Below are 19,418 nucleotides of genomic sequence, written 5' to 3' on the forward strand. Positions count from 1 at the left end.
GGAACACCATGGAAGCTAAAAACTTAAAATCTAAATTCATCAATGCGTTAGCCTTGATAGGTATTGTTGCTTTTGCATCTTTGCCAACCTACGCCGCAGCTCATTCCTTAGTGTTTGATGAAAGCCCATACGACCCGAGCGAATTTGCGGTAGACCATGCGCAGTGTTATGAGCTACTCGATCAAGTTGGCCATCATGAAGGTACCGGTGCTGCGAAAACGGGCGCTGCGATTGGAACCACGGTAGGTGTGTTGTCAGGGGCTGGTTCAAAGAATGCCGCGAGTCATCAGAATCAAATTGAGCGTGATGAGGTAATGCGTAACTGCATGAACGGCAGAGGCTATTCTGCGCTGAATTAATTAACGCTTATTGTCCAAAATAACTGAGCTTGTTGTGAAGAAGGATAATAGACCACGAAACATAAACTGAATTTATATATTTACCAAAGTTGACTCTATTTTTAGCGGTGCTTAAACCCTTTAATCTATTTACCAACAAGCAAGGATGAGTCGAAAGGTTTCGGCCTTATACGTTAATGGAAGACACAAGTTCTATTCAAACTAACGTAAGGTTTCACAATGTATAACGCTCTGATTAAAACGAGTAAAACACTTATTAAATGGGTAATGATCATTGGTTCATTTCTCTCCATCAGCTATCTGTTTTCACTTCTTTCAACCGTTCATGGAAAAGAGTTGCCAGAAGAGTACTTCTCAAATGGCCATCCAGTGATTATCGGCTTGTTCGATTCTGAATTCTTTATGGGGCTGATATTCCTCATTACATTTTCCGTCATCGCCTATGTGCTCTATCTACTTTGGCAACTGCACGAGATTGCTGTCCACAAAGCTGAAAAGCAAACAGGCCAACCTGGTATTTGCACTGTCGCTGTGCGGCCTGTTTTTACACAAGGCTTGGTGGGTCATCGCCGTTGCCATCGCATTCACCGATTGGGTTGCGATATCAGCAGCGCTTAGCACGATTATTTCTCGCGGTATTAAAGGCACAAAAGAGGAGACACTGTAATGAAAGAGATCATGTTGCCATATATCTTAATCGTTTGGTTATTGGTGAAACTGGGCGTTATTCAGTGGACACTTCGAAATGCTGTGATCAGTGTTGGAATAGGAGCTGCGCTCGCCTTCAGCCTGTTTGCCGCTCACCGATTCTGGTCTCCTGCGGATTTAACCGACAGCACCACAGTTAAAGCGCCGCACGCAGTGTTAAGCCCGCTCGTCGGCCAACAAATTAAAGAGATACACGTTAAGCACAACCAAGAAGTGAAAGAGGGTGATTTGATTTACACCCTAGAATCCGAAGACTCGGAGGAAGAGATCAACAGTTTGAGAGCGAGCTTAAAAGCAACCGAACATCGTTTAGTGAGTGTAAAAGAACAAATTGCTATCGATAGAAAGAACTACGATCGTTTGGTTTCACTTGATGAGTTCAGCGCAGAGAAAGACCGAGACGAACTCCATACACGTATACAACGTGGTGAAGCCGACTTGCTGGCACTGCAATCGGACGCCGACTCAATTCGCGCCACCATCAATCAGCGTTCATGGCTCAATGATCGCAATGAAGTTCGCGCTCCATTTGATGGCGTTGTTGGCATCGTCAATGTTGCTGAAGGTTCGAGAGCGGGTAACCTGTTCTTATACGACACAAGCAAAAAGTTTGTTGAGATGCGAGTAAGCGACCAAACCTATCGCAACTTAGAAGAAGGGCAGTTTGCAGAGTTCTTTGTTAACTCTCATCCGGGCGAGATTTTCCGAGGCCGAGTAAACAGCGTGACAACCAACACAGGTGAAGCTGAAATCTCGGTAAGGGGTACAGCAGAGAGTGTGCAAAGGCATGTGGGGGCCAATATGGGTAGCCATGGTCGTACGGTGGTGATTGAGTTTGAAGAGCCGGAAGGCTACACCATTCCTCTTGGGGCAACTGGCTCAGGTTGGGTATCGGCTAGTAAACCTCATGACATGCTAGGGTTTATGGACATTATTGGCGGCGGAACCGTACGTTTGAAGGCGCTTAAAGCATACTTGTTCGCACTTTAATTGAAGCGATGATTTAAGAAGAAGAGGCACAGCCTCTTCTTCTTGTTTGTACTAAAAATATTGCTTGTTTCTGAGGACTAACGGTGTAGTTTATGTATATCAGATGTTCTGAATAATCACCTACACAATAATCATGAATAAACACGATATTAAGTTCATTGCCGCCGATATGGACGGAACTCTCCTTGATGAAAATAGCCTGCTACCGAAAGGTTTTTATGACCTCTATGACAAACTGGAACAGCAGGGCGTTATCTTTGCTGCCGCGTCCGGACGTCAATACTACAGCCTGATTGAAACCTTCGAACCGTTAAAAGACCGCATGATGTTCATCGCGGAAAATGGCACTATGGTGATGCACCATGGTAAAGAAGTGTATAGCTGTGGAATGGATTCAAGTTCAATTACGGCCATCATTGAAGAGGCTCGCGCAATTGAAGGTGCGCAGATTGTACTTTGCGGTAAAAAGTCTGCGTACATTGAAACTCAAGACCCGCAAGCGCTGAAAGAATTTGCCAAGTACTACCATCGCTGCCAATACGTTGATGATCTTCTGAAAGTGGACGATGAGTTTATCAAAGTTGCGGTGTGCCACTTTGATGGAACAGAAAAGCATGTGTTCCCTTCGTTTAATCAGGCGTTTGGCGAAAGCCACCAAGTGGTGGTGAGCGCGAAAATTTGGCTCGATGTGATGAATGCAGAGGCATCCAAAGGTGCGGCTATTGAGTTTCTTCAGCATTTATTAGGCTTTACGCATGAACAAACTATGAGCTTTGGTGACTACTTGAACGATTTAGAAATGCTCAAGGCAAGCTACCACTCATATGCGATGGATAACGCGCATCCAAAATTAAAAGAGATCGCTCGCTTTGGCGCGCCGAGTAATGTCGATGCTGGTGTATTGACCGTCATTGAGCAAGAAGTGCTGAACTAGTCTTTATGCAGCTCTATGCTTGATACAGCTTTAAGCTTGATACAACTCTAAAGGTAAGCCGTCAGGGTCATTGAAAAATGTGAACGGCTTACCTGTGAACTCATCAATTCTGATGGGTTCAACTTCAACGCCCACACTTTCCAAATAGTCGGCATACTCCTTAACCGAATCCACTGTAAAAGCCAAGTGACGTAAGCCTTGGGCTTCTGGACGAGAAGGTCTCGCTGGTGGGTTTGGGAAGGAGAACAACTCGATTTGTCCTCCATCTGGCAGGGCGAGGTCGAGCTTGTATGAATCCCGAGCCTCTCGATAGTTTTCAGCTATCACATTAAGTCCCATTATTTTCGTATAGAAGTCTTTCGACTTTTCATAGTCTGAGCAGATGATGGCGACATGATGAATCCGCTTTAATTGCACGCGTTTTTCCTTGTTTGTTCTATACCGAATACTACTATTGTCACATCAAAGTATTTCATTCTCTACATAGCTTGTTGGATTACTTGACGTCAACGTAGGAAACAGGCTAATTTAGCGCCATCACTTCTGTAGGAGATTACGCCAATATGAATAACTAAACCTGTTATCCACTTTTCACTTTATTTTTTGGATTTACAGGGTTAGTAGGCGTAGCTCACTTTCCGATATCTCTTTGCAACTTCAATTGTTTATTTAACCTGATGACGGTTAACGCATTGCGTTGATCTATCTATAAATTTATGTCTAGGGTCTGTTAATCTTTCGAGCTGATTTTTGCAGCACTTTGTGGGAAATTTATACAAGGCAGAGGCTTCGATGTGTAGTTAACCTACATGAGAAGCCGATAACGCAGTAGAAATGAACCACAAAGGCTGCCCGAAGGGTTCGGCTGCGCGCCTAAAATCGTTTTATGCTTTGTTGAAGACCATTTGCTTAGAGTGACTAGGCTACACAGTCTTCGCCGCGCCTAAAACGATTTTGACTAGGCGTCCCCATCCGAACAAAATTTAACCGCGAAAGATCAACAGACCCTACTGCTACGGCTGATGTCCCTGTTAGACAGGAGCAAATTATGCCAGTATTACAAGGTCACAATATCGGTCACCAGTTTGAAAATGGTGACTGGCTGTTCAAATCACTCTCATTCTCTTTGAATCACCGGCGTGTTGGCTTAGTTGGCCGAAATGGCGCGGGTAAATCCTTGCTCGCGTCAATTATGACGGGCGAACTAGTGCCGAGTACGGGAACCATTTCTAAGCCCACCACGTTTGATGTCTATCGGCAACACGCTAAAGAGGCGATTCCTAATGGGTTAACGATCGGAGAGTTCTTGGGTAAAAGTACATTATTGGAAGCGATTGAAGCCGTGGAAAAGGGCGATTGCACACCTCAATTGTTCGAAATTATTGGCGATGATTGGGGAGCCCGAGCTCAATTGAATCAACAGCTGATCAACATGGGTTTACCGCCAGAACCCAAGCAGGCTTGTAGCTCGTTGAGTGGCGGTCAACTCGCTCGATTACAACTTTGGAAGTTGTTCCAAAGCGACGTAGAGTTGCTGATTCTAGATGAGCCCTCTAACCATTTGGACGAACAGGGGAAAGTCTGGCTGATCGATTCAATGAAAACCTTCAATGGCGCTATTTTGCTTATTAGCCATGATCGGCAGTTATTGCGCGAAGTGGGCGAGATATGGGAACTCTCCAATCTGGGGCTGCGTTCTTTTGGTGGCAATATTGATGCTTATCTGGAGCAAAACAAGGCAGAGCAACAAGCGGTAGAACGACGCTTGGCTGAGGTCGCTAAGCAGAAAAAACATCTTGAAAAACAAGCTCAGTTGAACAGAGAAAAGGCGGAGCAACGTGCGGCTAAAGGCAACAAGATGCGACGTGATGGCAGCCAACCCAAAATCCTTTTAGATGCAATGAAAAATAAGGCCACAGCGAAAGTTTCCAACCGTTTGAAAAGCGAACAACTTCGAATGGGGCATTTAAACGATCAGTCTCAAAGTCTTAAAGAAAGGCAAAAGCAGCTTGCTCGTCAAACGCTTCACATGCAAGGGGAGCTAAGTAAGTCACGGCGTGTGGTCAATCTTGTGAATGCGGAGTTGCCGTTCACCAACAGTCAGCCTTTCAATCTCGCCATTGGTGCCAATGAAAAAGTGCGCTTAAAGGGGCGAAATGGCAGTGGTAAGTCAACGCTCCTCAAAGTGCTTCTTGGCGAGTTATCGTTAATAGCAGGTGAGCTGAGTGTGAATACGCCGCTTTTCTATCTAGACCAACATTTCGGATTGATTCATCCTGAATGGACGATGTTAGAGAATCTTACTCGTCAATGTGACGGGCTTTTAGAGAGCGATGCAAGAACTTTGTTAGCGGGAATTGGATTTCGCAGGGATTCGGTATTTCATCATGGAAAGGTACTGAGTGGTGGCGAGAAAATGAAGCTGTCTATGCTGATTGTCAGTCATCAGAAAGACCAGCCTTTGCTGCTCCTCGATGAGCCAGATAATCATTTGGATATGGAATCAAAAGGCGTATTGGCCGAGGCTCTAAGAAGCTATCAAGGGGGATTCATTCTAGTTAGTCACGATAGTGACTTTGCGCAGGAGTCAGGGATTATAAGAGAGTTAAGCCTAACCTAATTGCGGATGAAAACTGAGGTTGCCTTAGGTATAAGCTAGATTAGTTTGAACTTGGTCTGTCAGATTCGTTACCCCAAAGATATCGGATTTGACGGGCTGCCAAAGCTCATTTTTGCCCCGAAACGTGCTAGCGCACTTACCAGTGTGACTAGACAGATGAATATTTAGCCTACTTTTTTCTAATCATTGTGCTGTCAGCTACCAAAATGGGGTTTCACGACTCTTCTCAAGCAAGAAATCAATAAATACTCTTACTCGACGAGCTTTTTGGCTGTGTTGCGGATAAAACAGATAGAAGCCAGGATAAGGTGTCCAGTATGAAGGTAGCACGGGCTGGAGTCGCCCATCATCAAAATGCGCTTTAACTAATGGCGCAATGATGCGCCCAATTCCCAACCCTTTCTCCGCAGCATCAACAGCGGCGTATGTATCATTTACAATTAACGAGACAGGCATGTCCACGGTTATCGTTTCGTTACTTTTCACGAGCGTTAAAGGCCGCAACTCATTGGAAGTTAAAAATCTATATTGGATTAAGCGGTGATCGTGTAAATCACTGGGTAAAATAGGTAAGCCATATCTTTCGATATAGTCTTTTGAAGCAAACAAGGCTTCTTGTGTTGGGGGCGTTAATTGTCGTGCGACCATTTCTTGCTCAACTTTGTCCCCAAAACGTATCCCTAGATCATACCCTTCCTTGATTATATTGAGTGTCGCATCAGATACATTGATTTCTAGTTGGATATCTGGGTATCGGAGACAAAACTCTGCATAGATCGGCTCTAAGAAAAATTTAAATACAAAGCGCGGTAAAGTAATCCTGACTTTTCCTGAAGGATCTTCACCGAGGTCCTTAACACTTTCTACTGCATAGTCTAAGTTCGTGATCGCAGTGGCTGTGCGCTTTTGTAGCAAAATGCCTGCTTCAGTCAGTTCAATTCTTCGTGTATTACGCGTAAACAAAGGGACCCCTACATGAGTCTCTAGTTGCTTCAGTGCATGACTCACAGAAGGTGGGGCCATTTCCAGTTTACGGGCTGCTCCTCTCACGCTCCCTTCACTTGCTATGGTTTGGAATATAGTGAGCTGACTGTAGGTCGATCCTTTCATATTAACTCATTCTCTTGCCACTGTTAGATACAGACTAACAGTCTAGTCGATGTTTGTCGTCTACAAAACACTAGTGACAGCATTTAAACTTCAATCATTAACGAATGGCTCAGAAAAGAGCAGAAAACGCTGTCAATAAGTGTTAGGAGCAAAAAATGTACAAAGCATATGCAGCACAAAGTGCGGGCCAACCATTGGTTGCCGTAGAGCGTGAATTACCAGCGTTAAAACAAGATCAAGTTGTTATCGACGTAAAATACTGCGGTGTCTGCCATTCAGATATCAGCATGCTCGAGAACGAGTGGGGTTTAACCCAATTCCCATTAGTGCCTGGCCATGAAGTTTTTGGGGTGATTTCTTCTGTAGGTAAAAATGTCCACAATCTTAAAATTGGTCAAGAGGTCGGCCTAGGGTGGAACAGTGACTACTGCCATACTTGCTCAAGCTGTATGGGTGGAGACCACAACCTGTGTGACAGTGCAGAAATTACAATGCTAGGTCGAGATGGTGGTTTTGCTGAAAAAGTCGTTGCGAACGCTTCTGCCGTTATGCCTATCCCAGCCTCTCTCGACCCTCAATCTGTTGGTCCTCTACTTTGTGCTGGTATCACCGTTTTTAACCCATTAGTTCAATTTGATATTAAACCGACAGATAAAGTGGCAGTTGTTGGTATTGGTGGCCTTGGGCACCTCGCCATTCAATTTATGAAAGCTTGGGGGTGCGAAGTCACTGCGTTCACAAGCTCTGAAGAAAAGAAAAAAGAAGCGATGGATTTTGGCGCTTCAGACACGATCAATTCTCGTGATCCTGAAGATATCGCTAAAGCAGCAAGTCGTTTTGATTACATCATCTCAACGGTCAGTGCGAAGCTTGATTGGAATTTATACCTATCCACTCTGAAAGCAAAAGGTCGCTTACATTTTGTTGGTGCAACAACGGAACCACTTGACATTTCAGTTATGCCAATGATTTTTGGTCAGAAAACTATTTCTGCATCGCCAGTAGGTAGCCCAGCAAACATCGAGAAAATGCTTGAATTTGCTGCTCATCACGATATTAAGCCAGTAATTGAGCTGTTCAAGTTTGACGATATCAATGACGCGATTGAACGAGTCAAAAGCGGTAAGGCTCGATACCGTGTTGTGCTTGAGCGCTAATTGAAATTATTGAACAACTGAGAATTATTAAGGAAACAAGCATGAATACACCAACACTTCCAAAAGGCCAATTGTTCATTAATGGTCAATGGCGTGATGCTTCTAACGGTGCGGTAGCTGCGACATTTAACCCAGCGACTGAGTTAGAAATCATGAAAGTCGCTCAGGCGACACTGGGTGATGTAAATGACGCAGTAGACGCAGCACATGAAGCATTTGAAAATGGTGAGTGGCGCAAAATGGGGCCACATCATAAAGCTCGTGTTTTAAATCGCATTGGTGATTTAATTGAAGAAAATGCCGATGAACTTGCGGCTTTAGAGTCAATGGATATGGGTAAACCATTAGTATTTGCTCGTCATTTCGATATCCAGTTCATTGCTGACCTTTTCCATTTTTATGCAGGTGTAGCAAGTGGCCAACTGGGTGGTGCAACTCGACAAGTAACACCATCTGAAACTGGGAATATGCCGCTGGCTTACACACGCAAAGAGCCGCTTGGTGTTATTGCGGCTATTACACCATTTAACTTCCCAATGATCTTGTCTTGCACCAAGATTGCACCTGCTTTGGCTGCGGGGAATACGTTTATCCATAAGCCAGCTTCAGCAACTCCACTGACGGCACTACGTATGGCTGAGATCTTTAAAGAAGCAGGTCTACCAGATGGTACATTCAATGTTGTAACTGGCTCAGGCCGTACGGTTGGTAATGCACTTGTTGAGCATCCAAAAGTTAAGAAAGTTGCTTTCACAGGCTCAACGGAAGTTGGTAAAGGCATTCTTAAACAAAGTTCGGAATCGCTTAAGAAAGTGACTCTTGAATTAGGTGGTAAATCAGCACATATCATCTTTGACGATGCTGATATTAAGCAAGCTGCTCAGAATGCGAGTCTAGCGGCTTTCTTCAATAAAGGTGAGTTCTGCATGGCTGGTACTCGTCTGTTAGTACAGCGCAGTGTTTATGACGAAGTACTTACTGAGCTGGTTGAAGCAACAAAAGGTCTAGTTATTGGTGATCCATTAGATATGGCAACAACCTTTGGTCCTCAAGTTGATGCAGGTGCTCGTGATAACTGTGCTAAATATGTCGATATTGCTCTTGAAGATGGTGCTAGATTGGTAATGGGTGGCAAACCTATGACTGTTGATGGTAAAGGATACTATTTTGAGCCAACAATTCTTGCTGATGTCGATAATGATTCTCGTGTTGCTCAAGAAGAAATCTTCGGACCAGTTCTGGCAGTTATTCCATTCGATACTGAAGAAGAGGCAATTTCATTGGCAAATGACTCGGAATATGGATTAGCTGCGGGTGTTCAAACTCAAAACTTAGGTCGAGCACACCGTGTTGCTCACTCCATGGAAGCTGGAATGGTATGGGTAAACACTTGGGGCCAGTTCGACAGCGCTTTACCATTTGGTGGCTATAAAGCATCGGGTATTGGTCGTGAAATGGGTATTGAGGCGATGGAGGCTTATACTCAAAACAAATCAGTGTATGTCTCTCTAGACTAATACTATTCGTTAGAGTAGCTCAGACTTGCAGTTTGAGCTGCTTTTTTAAATATTGTTTACATGAAAGGTAAGGATGCTGGTAACAATGATAAGTAAGTCAGATTTGGAGCAGTTCTTTCATGATGAGTTTGCACAAGCAGATTTCTCAATACTGTCTGTGAGTGAAGAGCAGGTCATAATTAAGAGAATCATTCTTGAACAACATACTCGCCCCGGCAATACGGTTTCTGGGCCTGTCCTAATGGAAGTCGCTGACTCGGCACTCTATGTCGCCGTTTTATATCAAAGTCATCTCGCGACAATGGCGGTAACGTCGAACCTAAATATAAATTTCTTGAAGAAACCGGGTGCGAGTCAAAACATTATCGCTGAATGTAGAGTGCTTAAGTTAGGTCGAAAAAATGCTTATGGAGAGGTAATGATTTATTCCGAACTGAGTCGAGATTTAGTCGCTCATGCGACTGGGACATACGTCATCCCGAAGTAACGCTGCGTGCGATTAATCATGTATGAGCGTATACAGAATTTAAAAATATGATGCGAGATTAAGGGTTAAATATGATCAAGCGAATTATAATGTTGAAGTTTAAAGTTGACGCAGAACAACAAGCAATTAGCGACATACTCTCTAAAATGGAATCTCTACCAAGCAAAATTGATGGTATTACATCTGTAGATTCAGGTGTAGATCAAAGCCCTGAAGGGATGAATAAGGGCTTTACACATATTGTTCAGCTTACGTTCGAAAATAAAGATGCTCGTGACAGCTATTTACCGCATCCAGATCATGAATCGATTAAGCAGATCTGCATGCCTATTCTCGAAGATATGCTTGTTTTTGATTGTGCAGTCTGAGTTTCAGATCGTGGGATATAAGTTGCCATCATTTGTAGAACTTTTTAAACGATTGAGAGCATTTGAAGTATTGCGACAAATGATGACATTTATAAACGACTAAAACTTAGGTGATTTAGTTAGGTTCGATTAGAACGAATTAAGGATGTAACGATGAGATTTTCTTATTTAAACTCGACCACAATTCTGTTCGGACAGAAACAAATTAACAGTATTTCCCACATGATAGATAAGTCGCAAAAAGTACTGGTTATCTATGGTGGTGGTTCAATTAAAAAAAATGGCGTATATCAACAGATCGCTCTAGCTTTAGAAGGCTATGATTGGCAGGAGTTTTCAGGAGTTGGCTCTAATCCAACAAAAGAGAAAATGGACGAAGCGGTTGCGCTAATCAAAGAGCAAAAGATCGATTTCATACTGGCTGTTGGTGGCGGCTCTGTCGTTGACGGTTCAAAATATGCCGCAGCCGCTGCTTATTATAATGGTGATGGTTGGGATATCATGACAGGCAGGTATCGGCCAAGAGTAGCGCTTCCGATTGGCGTTATCCTTACCATTCCAGCTACAGGTTCTGAATCTAACACCAGCTTTGTTATAACCAAGGCTCAGACCAATGAAAAAATAACCTCTGTAGCAGGATGTGTTCAACCTAGCTTCGCTGTAATGGATCCTGATGTCATGAAGACGTTACCAGAAAAGCAGTTAGTGAATGGTATTGCAGATGCATGGGTCCATGTTTGCGAGCAGTACCTTACGAAGCCGAGGGGAGCGTTGGTTCAAGATGGCTATTCCGAAGCACTATTGAAAACATTAAAAATTCTTGGTGACACATATCAAGATCGTGACAGTGATACTTGGCGATCAAATTTAATGTGGGCAGCGAACCAAGCTCTCAATGGTCTTATTGCCGTTGGTGTTGAGCAAGATTGGGCGACTCACATGATTGGACATGAATTAACAGCGATTTGGCATGTTGATCATGCTCGTTCACTTTCGATCATTCAGCCCTCATTACTAAGAAATCAGATCAAATATAAACGTGGGAAGCTAGAGCAAATGGGACGTAACGTGTTCGGATTCGAAAGCAGTCCTGACTTAGCAGAGCGAACCATCGATGCAATTGAAGCGTTTTATGTGAGTTTGGGTTTACCAGTAAAACTGGAAGACTATGGGTGCAGTAAGTCTGAAGCTATTAATTCAGTGGTCAGAAAACTTGAGCACTTTGGCATGACGGCTCTCACCGAAAATGGAACGGTGACTCCTAGTGTGATTAGGGAGATATTAGATGAGGCCATCATCTGATCAATCGATACGAATTATGGGAGCTTGAAATATTGCCGTTTTGCCGTGACTAAATAGTCACGGCAAAACGCAGACAAATGAAGCTACTCTAGGTAGTAAACTCTAGGAAAAGCAAATGGACCATAAAACTGGAGTAAAAAAGCCATTCAGATTGGAGGAAATCTGGCGAATTAGAACTCTTTTAGAGATAAATGATAGCCTGATGGAGCTGAGTTTGCTCAACCTAGCAATAGACAGTAAGCTGCGCTCTAGTGATTTGTTATCATTAAAAGTGGCTGATGTATCGTCAAATTACTTGGTTTTTTCTCGTGTTCTATACGTTCAGAAGAAAACTGGTAATGATGTCCATTTCGAAATTACTCAAAAGACTCAACAAACACTGAGCCATTGGATTAAAGATCAAGAGCTTCAACCTACAGACTACCTTTTCCCAAGTCCACGAAAGCCCAATCAGCCTTTGAGCTACTCATATTACCGCCGAATCATTCGTAGTTGGGTACTTGCTTTAGGTCATAACCCTGATCTATACGGGACTCACTCACTGCGCCGAACCAAAGCTACATTGATTTACCAAAAGACTAAAAATATTCGAGCGATTCAGCTTTTACTCGGGCACACAAAGATCGAAAATACCATCAAATATTTAGGTGTTGAATTGGAGGATGCCTTGCGTTTATCCGAAGAAATTGAGAGCTGATTGATAAGAATTAATTATAACAGGTACACAGATTAGAGTATTTATTCTGTCAAGTTTATGTCCAAAAGTGTGCTGACTGAGCAACATAGTGACAGTAGCCATGAAATGACAGTTGCTGTCTTCTGTCTATGAGGCCACACTGCCTCCAAGGCAAAAAACAAAGTGGCAGTACTCAAATCAGTAAACATCACGCACAAAAAAACCGATAGACGCGCTATCGGTTTTTACACACGTTCATATTGGAGCGTTGTACTACTTCATGATGCAGGCGTAGGCCACCATAAATGCAGGTTCTTGATACTGCTTTAGACCCGTCTCTTTAAAAGCCACTGGAGGTGGGTTGCGCTTTAGGCCTTCTTTGATTTCTGCTGGAGAAACCACATCTACCTTTAGTCCATCAATAAGCTGAATCGCTGCTTCCAACTTGAAACCCACTGCACCACCAGCAAACTTACCTTTGGTTTGGCGCTGACGGATCACAACGCGCTCAACCTGATAATCCTGCATCAGCTTTGAAAATGAGAATTGAAAGTGCTTCATTTTTTCAGTGTCATTTGCATCGCCGATGGAAATTTTTGCCACGCGACAGTCAGGGATATTAAAGACGCCATCAGACAGGGTTAGTAGACTGATAATCGCATCATTACCACTAAGTTCAACACCACAAATTTTCATTTTATTACCTTGTTATAGATGAGGAGTAGAGTATAGGAGTTGTCAGCCACAAGCACCATCCCAAGGGGCGCGTATAAGTGAAAAAAACTAAGGATATGGCGTGCTTGTTCTGTGCCACTATGACTAAACGCAAAGGGAACCGTCCTAAATAGCTATCAATATAGAGGCCTACCTGATAAAAAATGTCCATGTCCGATTAAGGGATAGCCTGCCGCTAAATTAGCTACTTTTTTGAACAGGTCAATTCAGCGTTAACAAACTACCAAGTTGGCGATGATCAAATACAGTGAGGACATTATAGTTGTAGTGGAATTTTTTAGTCTAAATCAGTATTTGTTGTCTGGAGCGGAGGTGTAGCTCCAGACAATAATTACTTGCAAAACGTCTCAATATAAAGCGCTTCGACTTTATCTCTCGCCCACTGAGTGCGACGCAAGAATTTTAGCGAAGATTTAATCGACGGGTTGTTGTAGAAACAGTTGATTTGAATCTCGGCGTCTAAGCTTCCCAGCCATAGTGTTCTTGTAGACGAACGAGTATTTTCTCAAGGGTCAAACCATGCAGTGGGTTATTTGGCTGTTCTTGGCTCATGTTGAGGTATTCCTGATGTACTTAATTCAACGCTAAGTTTAACAGAATCAAGATTGCCTGTTGGGGAAAAGTGAATTGGGGTTAATCTGTGGATGGGAATCATCTCGTTTTGGGTCTTTTCATTTTGGTAGCACCCGCAATGGTCAGCGCGATACCGCTTCCCAAACACACTATGGCGACGCCAAAAAATTGATTCATAGGTACAGACAGTGCCATAACAAGCAATACACATGCGTTTGCTATCAACACCAATCCAACCAAGAGTAATGGGCTCCAAGTCGTGAGTTTCTTCATGTGCACTTCCTTTTGTTATGACTAATGACTAATGACTGATGGCTTTGGAGAACACATTCACAATCACTGTGCCCGTGAGAATAAAGCCAATGCCGATAATGGCTGGCAAATCTAATTTTTGCCCGAATACAAGCCAACCTATGCTTGCCACCAATACAATTCCAGCGCCACACCAGATTGCGTAAGCAATACCCACTGGCATCACTTTCACCACTTGCGCTAAACAAGCAAACGCGATGGCGTAAAACCCTAAACACATGAGGGTAGGGAGTGGTTTACTAAAGCCCTCTGTCTTGGCAAGAAAGCTGGTGGCCACGACTTCGGCAATGATGGCGATACTGAGTATTAGGTAATGCAATATTAACTCCAAAGTTTGTCTTAAGATGTAGAAACGCGTGAGTTTATTTGATGATGCTGTGATGCCTCAAGAGCTTTAAAAAATAAGTCTTCAGGCCGTTTCTTTAACAACTGTTGCTTGAACCACAAGGTAAACAGGGTCACCTTTGGCGGCGCTTGATGGCGATTATACGACAGATAATGACAATCGGCAGCGCTCATGACCTTATCACTCAACGCTATCACTTCGCCGTTTGTAAGCAAAGGTACTGCATTAAGGGAGCGACACAGCATCACCCCTGCACCTTTAGCGGCGAGTTCTAAGCCCATCATAGTACTGCCTACTTCGTACTGACGGTTAGGTGAGGGGCAACTGAAAGCATGAGTTGCCAACCACTCAGGCCAGCCCTCGGCATAACCTCTAACATAAATGCCCGGCAACTGGTCAAAAGCGCCTGACAGAATCTGATCGCAGTGGGCTTCATAAAAACTCGGCGAACAGACAGCGACCCAGTATTCCTTACAGATCAGTTCACCATATTGATTCTCGTTGCCCTGACCATTGACTATCTCGATGTCGGCTTCTGAGTGGTTGTCTTCTAGCTGAGGCCAGTCGTCTGTATGTAAGCGAACATTGATGTAAGGATGTTTACGGTAGAAATCTTCAAGCATTGGCACTAACCAAAAGTACGCAAAAGATGTATTAACCTTGATGGTGAGTTGCTGAGCTTGATTATTGTGTGTCATTGCTTGTGTTTGATTACGGATCGCAAACAAAGATTGATGAACCGTTGGATAATACTTTTGCCCTGCGGTAGATAACGTAAGACGTCTATGTTCGCGGTTAAACAATGCAAAGCCAAGAAACTGCTCTAGCGTTTTTATGTGTTGGCTCACCGCGGCCTGCGTGACATGCAGCTCTTGCGCCGCCTTCGATATGGACTGATTTCGAGCACAAGCCTCAAAGGCGACAAGAGATTTTAATGGGGGAAGCATTAACAGAGTTCTCGTATTCATTTCTTACTTGGGATAGGCATGCTCACGGTAGTTATCCAGTTTTGCAGTTTGATGAACGTAAAGTGACGGTAGTTTTACTTAACAAAATGACGAATGGATGTACGAACACTTTAGTCAAACTAAATAAAAAATACGTTTAATGTAATTTTTACTTAATTCTCCAGAATTGACTTATATCGCAAACTAACTGGCAATACGCAACAACTGGCCTCAAGAAAGCTGGAGCTTGGAGCCAAGATTGGCCCCCGCTGTTTAAATTCAATAAGTATGAGAGAGGGCGTTTCAATGAAGCGTCCTCTCTTCGTTTTTGGACGACAGTGACATAGAGACTTTAATTTGGTTTGCGCCAAGTGAGTGAAATCCGGCAGTGTGGCTAGCTTATGGGTATAGTGAGGTTAGAACAGATAAATCCCATGAATAATACAAGTAAAGTTAGTTTTATTTTTACTTCACTTAAATTCAGCGAGAATACTTTCCATGGATTGAGAGGAGCAGTACTAAGCTAGCGAGGGCTAGCCGCATACTTGAACCACTGCCACTCAACAAAGAGCCAATGAAGTGAGAGATGAGTTCTTAGTAAAAGTACTCATTTATTAACCAAAATCCACATTGGTTTAGAAAGGGAGTTTGTATAGCGCCAGAGCTGGGAGTCGACAGAACCCTAAACGTCATATCGCTCAGTTCTAAGCGTGTAACTAAATTATTGCTAAAGGTAGTATCCCAATGAATAAACTAACGACAATTTTACTTACTTCTGCTCTTGTTATGTCTGGTAGCCAAGCGCTTGCTCATCCACTGCATGTGTCTCATGAAGGTAACAAGACGCTCGCGACAGAAAGTGTAGACAGTAAAGAGAGCGCATACGAAAATGCACAGTTAATACTCGACGAGTTAAAAGCAAGCTCGCCTGCAGAACTAAAAAATGAACTAGGTGTGATGCCAGTTCACTTGGTAAACAATAGCGTCACACTAAAAGATGACTCCTATATCGTTGCTCAAGAGTATATGAATGATGACGGAGAGGTTCGTTATAAGGGCTTGGTTAATGTGAGCTACAGTTACCTAAAGGCGGAAAATAATCGCTAGTTCAATGCCTGTGATAGTCGCTGGCATCCATAGGTAAAGCTCATAGGGGCTAACTTCATTGAGCGACACTTTGAAGTGAGCCCTTAAAGTATGTTGAAGCTTCTAGCTCTAAGTATCAATGAAGTAACACCAATCTAATACACACCGAATGCCAGTCAATGAGTTGACTGGCTTCATCCGATTTCATTTCACATTTATTCGCGATAGATTAGCCCTTCCATCCCATCTCTGTTTAGTTCATCTCGAAAAAGATAAATGCTATTGTAGCGACCTGCAGTTATTGGGGTTACCTACATGTCTAATTTACTCTCAAAGTTTCGAAAAGCGGTGAGCGATGTCTTAGACTTTCGTGCTCGTATGTGGGTGGTGCGTATCGATACTGGACACATAAATGGGGAATCTTTTGTCGTTAACGAGGACTCGTTTACTACGCCTTTGCAATGGATGAAACGTAAAGGCTACAGTGACTCAATGCTCCAACAAGTCGAAGCGATGAAGTGCTCACAAGTTGTCGTGTTCGATCTCGGTGACATTAAGCATCAACTGATGCGCGTAAAATAGTTCCGGAATGAGAAATTCATTTGAGATGGTTTTTGACAAATGTGAGCTAGAAGTCGTCCCATGAAGGTTCTAGACCTAAATTATTTAGAGAGCAGTACGGCTAAAAAAAGAAGAAGAACTTTGATAAATTCGTTGTTCTAAATCGAATCACTCGCTGAGCAAGAGGGATTAATACATGAAGTTGATAAAGTGGATCACCTTATTTTCCCTTATCGCGTTGCTATACACCGCTTGCTCGTCTAGTGAAAAACTACAGACCAAATGTTTCCCCCCTTTTGAGGTAAAACATTCTGAACTATTCAGTGGTAAGCAATTGCTTTCATGGCGCTTTAGTGGAGGGAATGCCTATGAAGACTTTCTCATTGACCATTTGGTTGTCGGCTATCTTGGGTTCACCCTGAACAATTCAGGTTCGATTGCACTTGATGATACGCTACATTTCACGGGTAGGGCTTTTAAAATGAAGCCAGACTTAGCTCACCGAGTCTTGGGTGGCTCAAAGTCCTCTATGCTCTACGAAGTGTCGATTTATGATCAGCACTACGTCTTAAATGAATCGACTTTTAAAAACAGCATACGAGGAGACTTAAAGTCTATATGCCATCTAGACCCTCTGTAACCCTTCACACAGCAGAAAAAGTCGAAATATCCACACCTGAACTGGTACAAAAATAAGTCAAATTTCTGGATTTAAAGTCAAGTCTAACTCTGCACTGGCTTATAAAGGGGCAACTCCAAGTTAGAAGAACTGCCCCACCCACATGTTCAGACTCAAGATTAAGACACAGCGCTGTCTAATGCTGGTTCAAGTTCTTCCTGTTCACCCTGAGCAAGCCTTCTTTTTAAAATCCACATGATAACGACGGCAATGAAAAGAGTTGCGGCTGCAAGGTAAATCCATGTTTAGTTAAGCCGTAGTGACTGAGCAGGGCGATGGCGACATAACTTAAAGATTGTACAGTAGTTGCAAACATGGCGATGCTCCATCCACTCGGCCTCGTTCTTGAACCGAGACGGTTTGATGCATCCAATTAATTCTCGAAATGCGGTTCAGTGCGTTAAACGTTCCGAATAAGGCAGTGAATACCAAGATTGTTACGGGGCTAACGGCCAAGCTCATGCCCATTAAGGTCACCACTAATATACTCATCGAGACCACAATAATATTGGTTGGGCGGTATTGATTTAGAATTTTGGTCACGATCACGCCAGTAATCAAAGAACCGAGTCCGAAGCTGATATTAAATCCGGCATACCAATCACCAGAGATCCCTTGCTCCGCAAACCAGATAGGCACTAGTTTTCCTAAGTAGGTCAAGATTGGGTAAGACAAACAAGAAAGCAAAATGAAAGCAAAGTAGGTTGGTTGCCTAGCGAATATTTGCTTACTCTCTTTGAGTTGATCCATAAACGCAGTGGTGCGGCTCTCTCTTAGTTTCTGAGTATAGGGCGTTACCATGTAACACAGGGCAGAGAGAGAAGATGCGGCTGCGGCGAATAGGGCAAATTCCCACATTCCCACCACTCGAGCAATACCACACCCAAAGCTCCCGCACCTAGCGTGGTCGATTGCATGACAATTTCTTGCTGCCCCGATATTTTAGCGTATTCATGCTGTTGATAGTTCTCTTGGGTAAAGGCATTGTTGGTGGTCCACGCAAAACTGCTGGATACCCAAAACACTAATTGAGCGGCCGCCAACAACCAATGCGAGTCGACCCCAACCCTATAGGCAATCACTACAACAAACGCAGTTCCTGCTTGAATCCATTGATTTAAAACCAATAGCTGTTTTCTTGAGTGGCGGTCGGTAAGGGTGGCAAAAAAGGGGGTTGTTAGGAATGTGACCGCGGTACAAGCTAGGGCGACCATCGCGACAAAGGTGCCCATGTTTGGCTCTGATAGCATCACCCAAGGTAGAGCCATCATGAAAAGGCTGATGAGATGCTGTCGAAGAATCTGCCCGTTAAGTATGGAAGTGATTTATTTTTCATCGTTTTATTCTGCTCAATCTGTTAACGTGGTTTTACCTTAAAACCTCAACCTAACTTGAGGTAAAGTTCTTTTTTTGAGACAGGGGAAGGGAATGGAAATCAGCGTCGGTGAAGTGGCGAAGCGGGCAGGGGTGAAAGTGTCTGCTCTGCACTTTTATGAAGAAAAAGGACTCATTTCGAGTTGGCGGAACCAAGGGAATCAGCGTCGATATCATCGAAGTGTATTGCGCCGCGTGGCGGTCATTAAAGCGGCGCAACAAGTGGGTTTGTCGTTGGATAAGATAAAGCTCGCGTTGGATGAGTTACCCAAACATCAAGCGCCGAATAAACAACAGTGGGAAACCATGGCGACTCATTGGCATGAGCTCCTTGAAGAAAAGATCCAAAAGCTTAAAGCATTGCAAAATGATTTGGGTGGGTGCATTGGATGTGGTTGTTTATCGTTGGAAACCTGTGCGCTCCGCAATCCAGAAGATGTATTAGGCCGAGACCATTCGGGCTCGAATCTAACGCTCAGCACGAATGCTGAATCGTGAAAAGCTCCTATCGGCCGGAGCTTTTACGTTTGGGGTATTCACAAGACAACACAGACAACTCGATTCCAAGTGCATTAGC

At 43.5% G+C, this 19,418-nt stretch carries 21 protein-coding genes and 2 pseudogenes; 15 read left to right on the plus strand and 8 right to left on the minus strand.

Annotation, left to right across the window (positions count from 1 at the left end; genetic code table 11):
• Positions 1-8: 8 nt before the first annotated feature.
• The 4 genes from UA76_RS07030 (at position 9) to UA76_RS07045 (ending at position 2,991) form a co-directional block, all read left to right on the plus strand.
• Positions 9-359, plus strand: a complete 351-nt coding sequence (locus tag UA76_RS07030) for a glycine zipper family protein (RefSeq protein WP_047044308.1) — start codon at positions 9-11, stop codon at positions 357-359.
• Between the two features lie 219 nt (positions 360-578).
• The gene (locus tag UA76_RS07035) at positions 579-977 is read left to right on the plus strand and encodes a hypothetical protein (protein WP_420340902.1); all 399 of its coding nucleotides are present in this window, start codon (positions 579-581) and stop codon (positions 975-977) included.
• A gap of 48 nt (positions 978-1,025) precedes the next feature.
• Positions 1,026-2,057 carry an efflux RND transporter periplasmic adaptor subunit gene (locus UA76_RS07040; protein WP_047044310.1) on the plus strand — a complete coding sequence of 344 codons (1,032 nt, stop codon included), beginning with the start codon at positions 1,026-1,028 and terminating at the stop codon, positions 2,055-2,057.
• A gap of 133 nt (positions 2,058-2,190) precedes the next feature.
• Positions 2,191-2,991: a Cof-type HAD-IIB family hydrolase gene (locus tag UA76_RS07045; protein ID WP_047044312.1), complete on the plus strand. Its 801-nt coding sequence runs from the start codon at positions 2,191-2,193 to the stop codon at positions 2,989-2,991.
• A 30-nt stretch (positions 2,992-3,021) separates the two neighbouring features.
• Here UA76_RS07045 and gloA2 read toward each other — a convergent pair whose 3' ends face one another.
• A complete protein-coding gene (gloA2, locus tag UA76_RS07050) occupies positions 3,022-3,408 on the minus strand; it encodes an SMU1112c/YaeR family gloxylase I-like metalloprotein (protein WP_047044313.1) in 387 nt (128 codons plus the stop codon).
• 631 nt (positions 3,409-4,039) lie between these two features.
• On the opposite strand from gloA2, the gene UA76_RS07055 reads away from it, so the two are divergent.
• Entirely contained in the window at positions 4,040-5,611 is a 1,572-nt protein-coding gene (locus tag UA76_RS07055) for an ABC-F family ATP-binding cassette domain-containing protein (RefSeq protein ID WP_047044315.1), read from the plus strand.
• A 198-nt stretch (positions 5,612-5,809) separates the two neighbouring features.
• On the opposite strand, the gene UA76_RS07060 is transcribed toward UA76_RS07055, so the two are convergent.
• Positions 5,810-6,721, minus strand: a complete 912-nt coding sequence (locus UA76_RS07060; protein ID WP_047044317.1) for a LysR family transcriptional regulator — start codon at positions 6,719-6,721, stop codon at positions 5,810-5,812.
• Positions 6,722-6,876: 155 nt separating this feature from the next.
• Between UA76_RS07060 and ahr the strand changes: the two genes are divergently transcribed.
• The 6 genes from ahr (at position 6,877) to UA76_RS07090 (ending at position 12,249) form a co-directional block, all read left to right on the plus strand.
• Positions 6,877-7,878, plus strand: a complete 1,002-nt coding sequence (gene ahr, locus UA76_RS07065) for an NADPH-dependent aldehyde reductase Ahr (RefSeq protein WP_047044320.1) — start codon at positions 6,877-6,879, stop codon at positions 7,876-7,878.
• A gap of 41 nt (positions 7,879-7,919) precedes the next feature.
• Complete coding sequence (locus UA76_RS07070; protein ID WP_047044322.1) at positions 7,920-9,395, plus strand: aldehyde dehydrogenase family protein; 1,476 nt, start codon at positions 7,920-7,922, stop codon at positions 9,393-9,395.
• A gap of 85 nt (positions 9,396-9,480) precedes the next feature.
• Positions 9,481-9,882, plus strand: coding sequence for a PaaI family thioesterase (locus tag UA76_RS07075; RefSeq protein WP_047044324.1), 402 nt, complete (start codon positions 9,481-9,483; stop codon positions 9,880-9,882).
• Between the two features lie 71 nt (positions 9,883-9,953).
• On the plus strand, positions 9,954-10,250 hold the full coding sequence (locus tag UA76_RS07080) for a Dabb family protein (protein ID WP_047044326.1): 297 nt from the start codon (positions 9,954-9,956) through the stop codon (positions 10,248-10,250).
• A 153-nt stretch (positions 10,251-10,403) separates the two neighbouring features.
• Positions 10,404-11,552 carry an iron-containing alcohol dehydrogenase gene (locus tag UA76_RS07085; protein ID WP_047044327.1) on the plus strand — a complete coding sequence of 383 codons (1,149 nt, stop codon included), beginning with the start codon at positions 10,404-10,406 and terminating at the stop codon, positions 11,550-11,552.
• 115 nt (positions 11,553-11,667) lie between these two features.
• Positions 11,668-12,249, plus strand: coding sequence for a tyrosine-type recombinase/integrase (locus tag UA76_RS07090; protein ID WP_047044329.1), 582 nt, complete (start codon positions 11,668-11,670; stop codon positions 12,247-12,249).
• Between the two features lie 252 nt (positions 12,250-12,501).
• On the opposite strand, the gene UA76_RS07095 is transcribed toward UA76_RS07090, so the two are convergent.
• The 5 genes and pseudogenes from UA76_RS07095 to UA76_RS07115 form a co-directional block, all read right to left on the minus strand.
• On the minus strand, positions 12,502-12,924 hold the full coding sequence (locus UA76_RS07095; protein WP_047044331.1) for a DUF3010 family protein: 423 nt from the start codon (positions 12,922-12,924) through the stop codon (positions 12,502-12,504).
• A gap of 370 nt (positions 12,925-13,294) precedes the next feature.
• A pseudogene (locus UA76_RS07100) lies at positions 13,295-13,515 on the minus strand (VF530 family protein).
• A 99-nt stretch (positions 13,516-13,614) separates the two neighbouring features.
• A complete protein-coding gene (locus tag UA76_RS07105; RefSeq protein WP_047044333.1) occupies positions 13,615-13,809 on the minus strand; it encodes a hypothetical protein in 195 nt (64 codons plus the stop codon).
• Between the two features lie 28 nt (positions 13,810-13,837).
• On the minus strand, positions 13,838-14,167 hold the full coding sequence (locus UA76_RS07110) for a DMT family transporter (protein WP_084705483.1): 330 nt from the start codon (positions 14,165-14,167) through the stop codon (positions 13,838-13,840).
• Positions 14,168-14,187: 20 nt separating this feature from the next.
• On the minus strand, positions 14,188-15,141 hold the full coding sequence (locus UA76_RS07115; RefSeq protein WP_052771975.1) for a LysR substrate-binding domain-containing protein: 954 nt from the start codon (positions 15,139-15,141) through the stop codon (positions 14,188-14,190).
• Positions 15,142-15,885: 744 nt separating this feature from the next.
• Between UA76_RS07115 and UA76_RS07120 the strand changes: the two genes are divergently transcribed.
• The 3 genes from UA76_RS07120 to UA76_RS07130 all read left to right on the plus strand — a co-directional run bounded on the left by UA76_RS07120 (position 15,886) and on the right by UA76_RS07130 (position 17,428).
• A complete protein-coding gene (locus UA76_RS07120) occupies positions 15,886-16,248 on the plus strand; it encodes a DUF3316 domain-containing protein (RefSeq protein WP_047044336.1) in 363 nt (120 codons plus the stop codon).
• Between the two features lie 294 nt (positions 16,249-16,542).
• Complete coding sequence (locus UA76_RS07125) at positions 16,543-16,809, plus strand: hypothetical protein (RefSeq protein ID WP_047044338.1); 267 nt, start codon at positions 16,543-16,545, stop codon at positions 16,807-16,809.
• A gap of 175 nt (positions 16,810-16,984) precedes the next feature.
• Positions 16,985-17,428, plus strand: a complete 444-nt coding sequence (locus UA76_RS07130) for a hypothetical protein (protein WP_047044339.1) — start codon at positions 16,985-16,987, stop codon at positions 17,426-17,428.
• Between the two features lie 158 nt (positions 17,429-17,586).
• Here the strand turns inward: UA76_RS07130 and UA76_RS07135 are convergent.
• Positions 17,587-18,803: pseudogene (locus UA76_RS07135) on the minus strand (MFS transporter).
• 92 nt (positions 18,804-18,895) lie between these two features.
• Here UA76_RS07135 and soxR point away from each other — a divergent pair.
• Positions 18,896-19,339, plus strand: coding sequence for a redox-sensitive transcriptional activator SoxR (gene soxR, locus UA76_RS07140; protein WP_047044342.1), 444 nt, complete (start codon positions 18,896-18,898; stop codon positions 19,337-19,339).
• Positions 19,340-19,418: the final 79 nt, after the last annotated feature.

The organism is Vibrio mexicanus, assembly GCF_001012815.1.
In the GTDB taxonomy this organism is placed as follows: Bacteria; Pseudomonadota; Gammaproteobacteria; order Enterobacterales; family Vibrionaceae; genus Vibrio; species Vibrio mexicanus.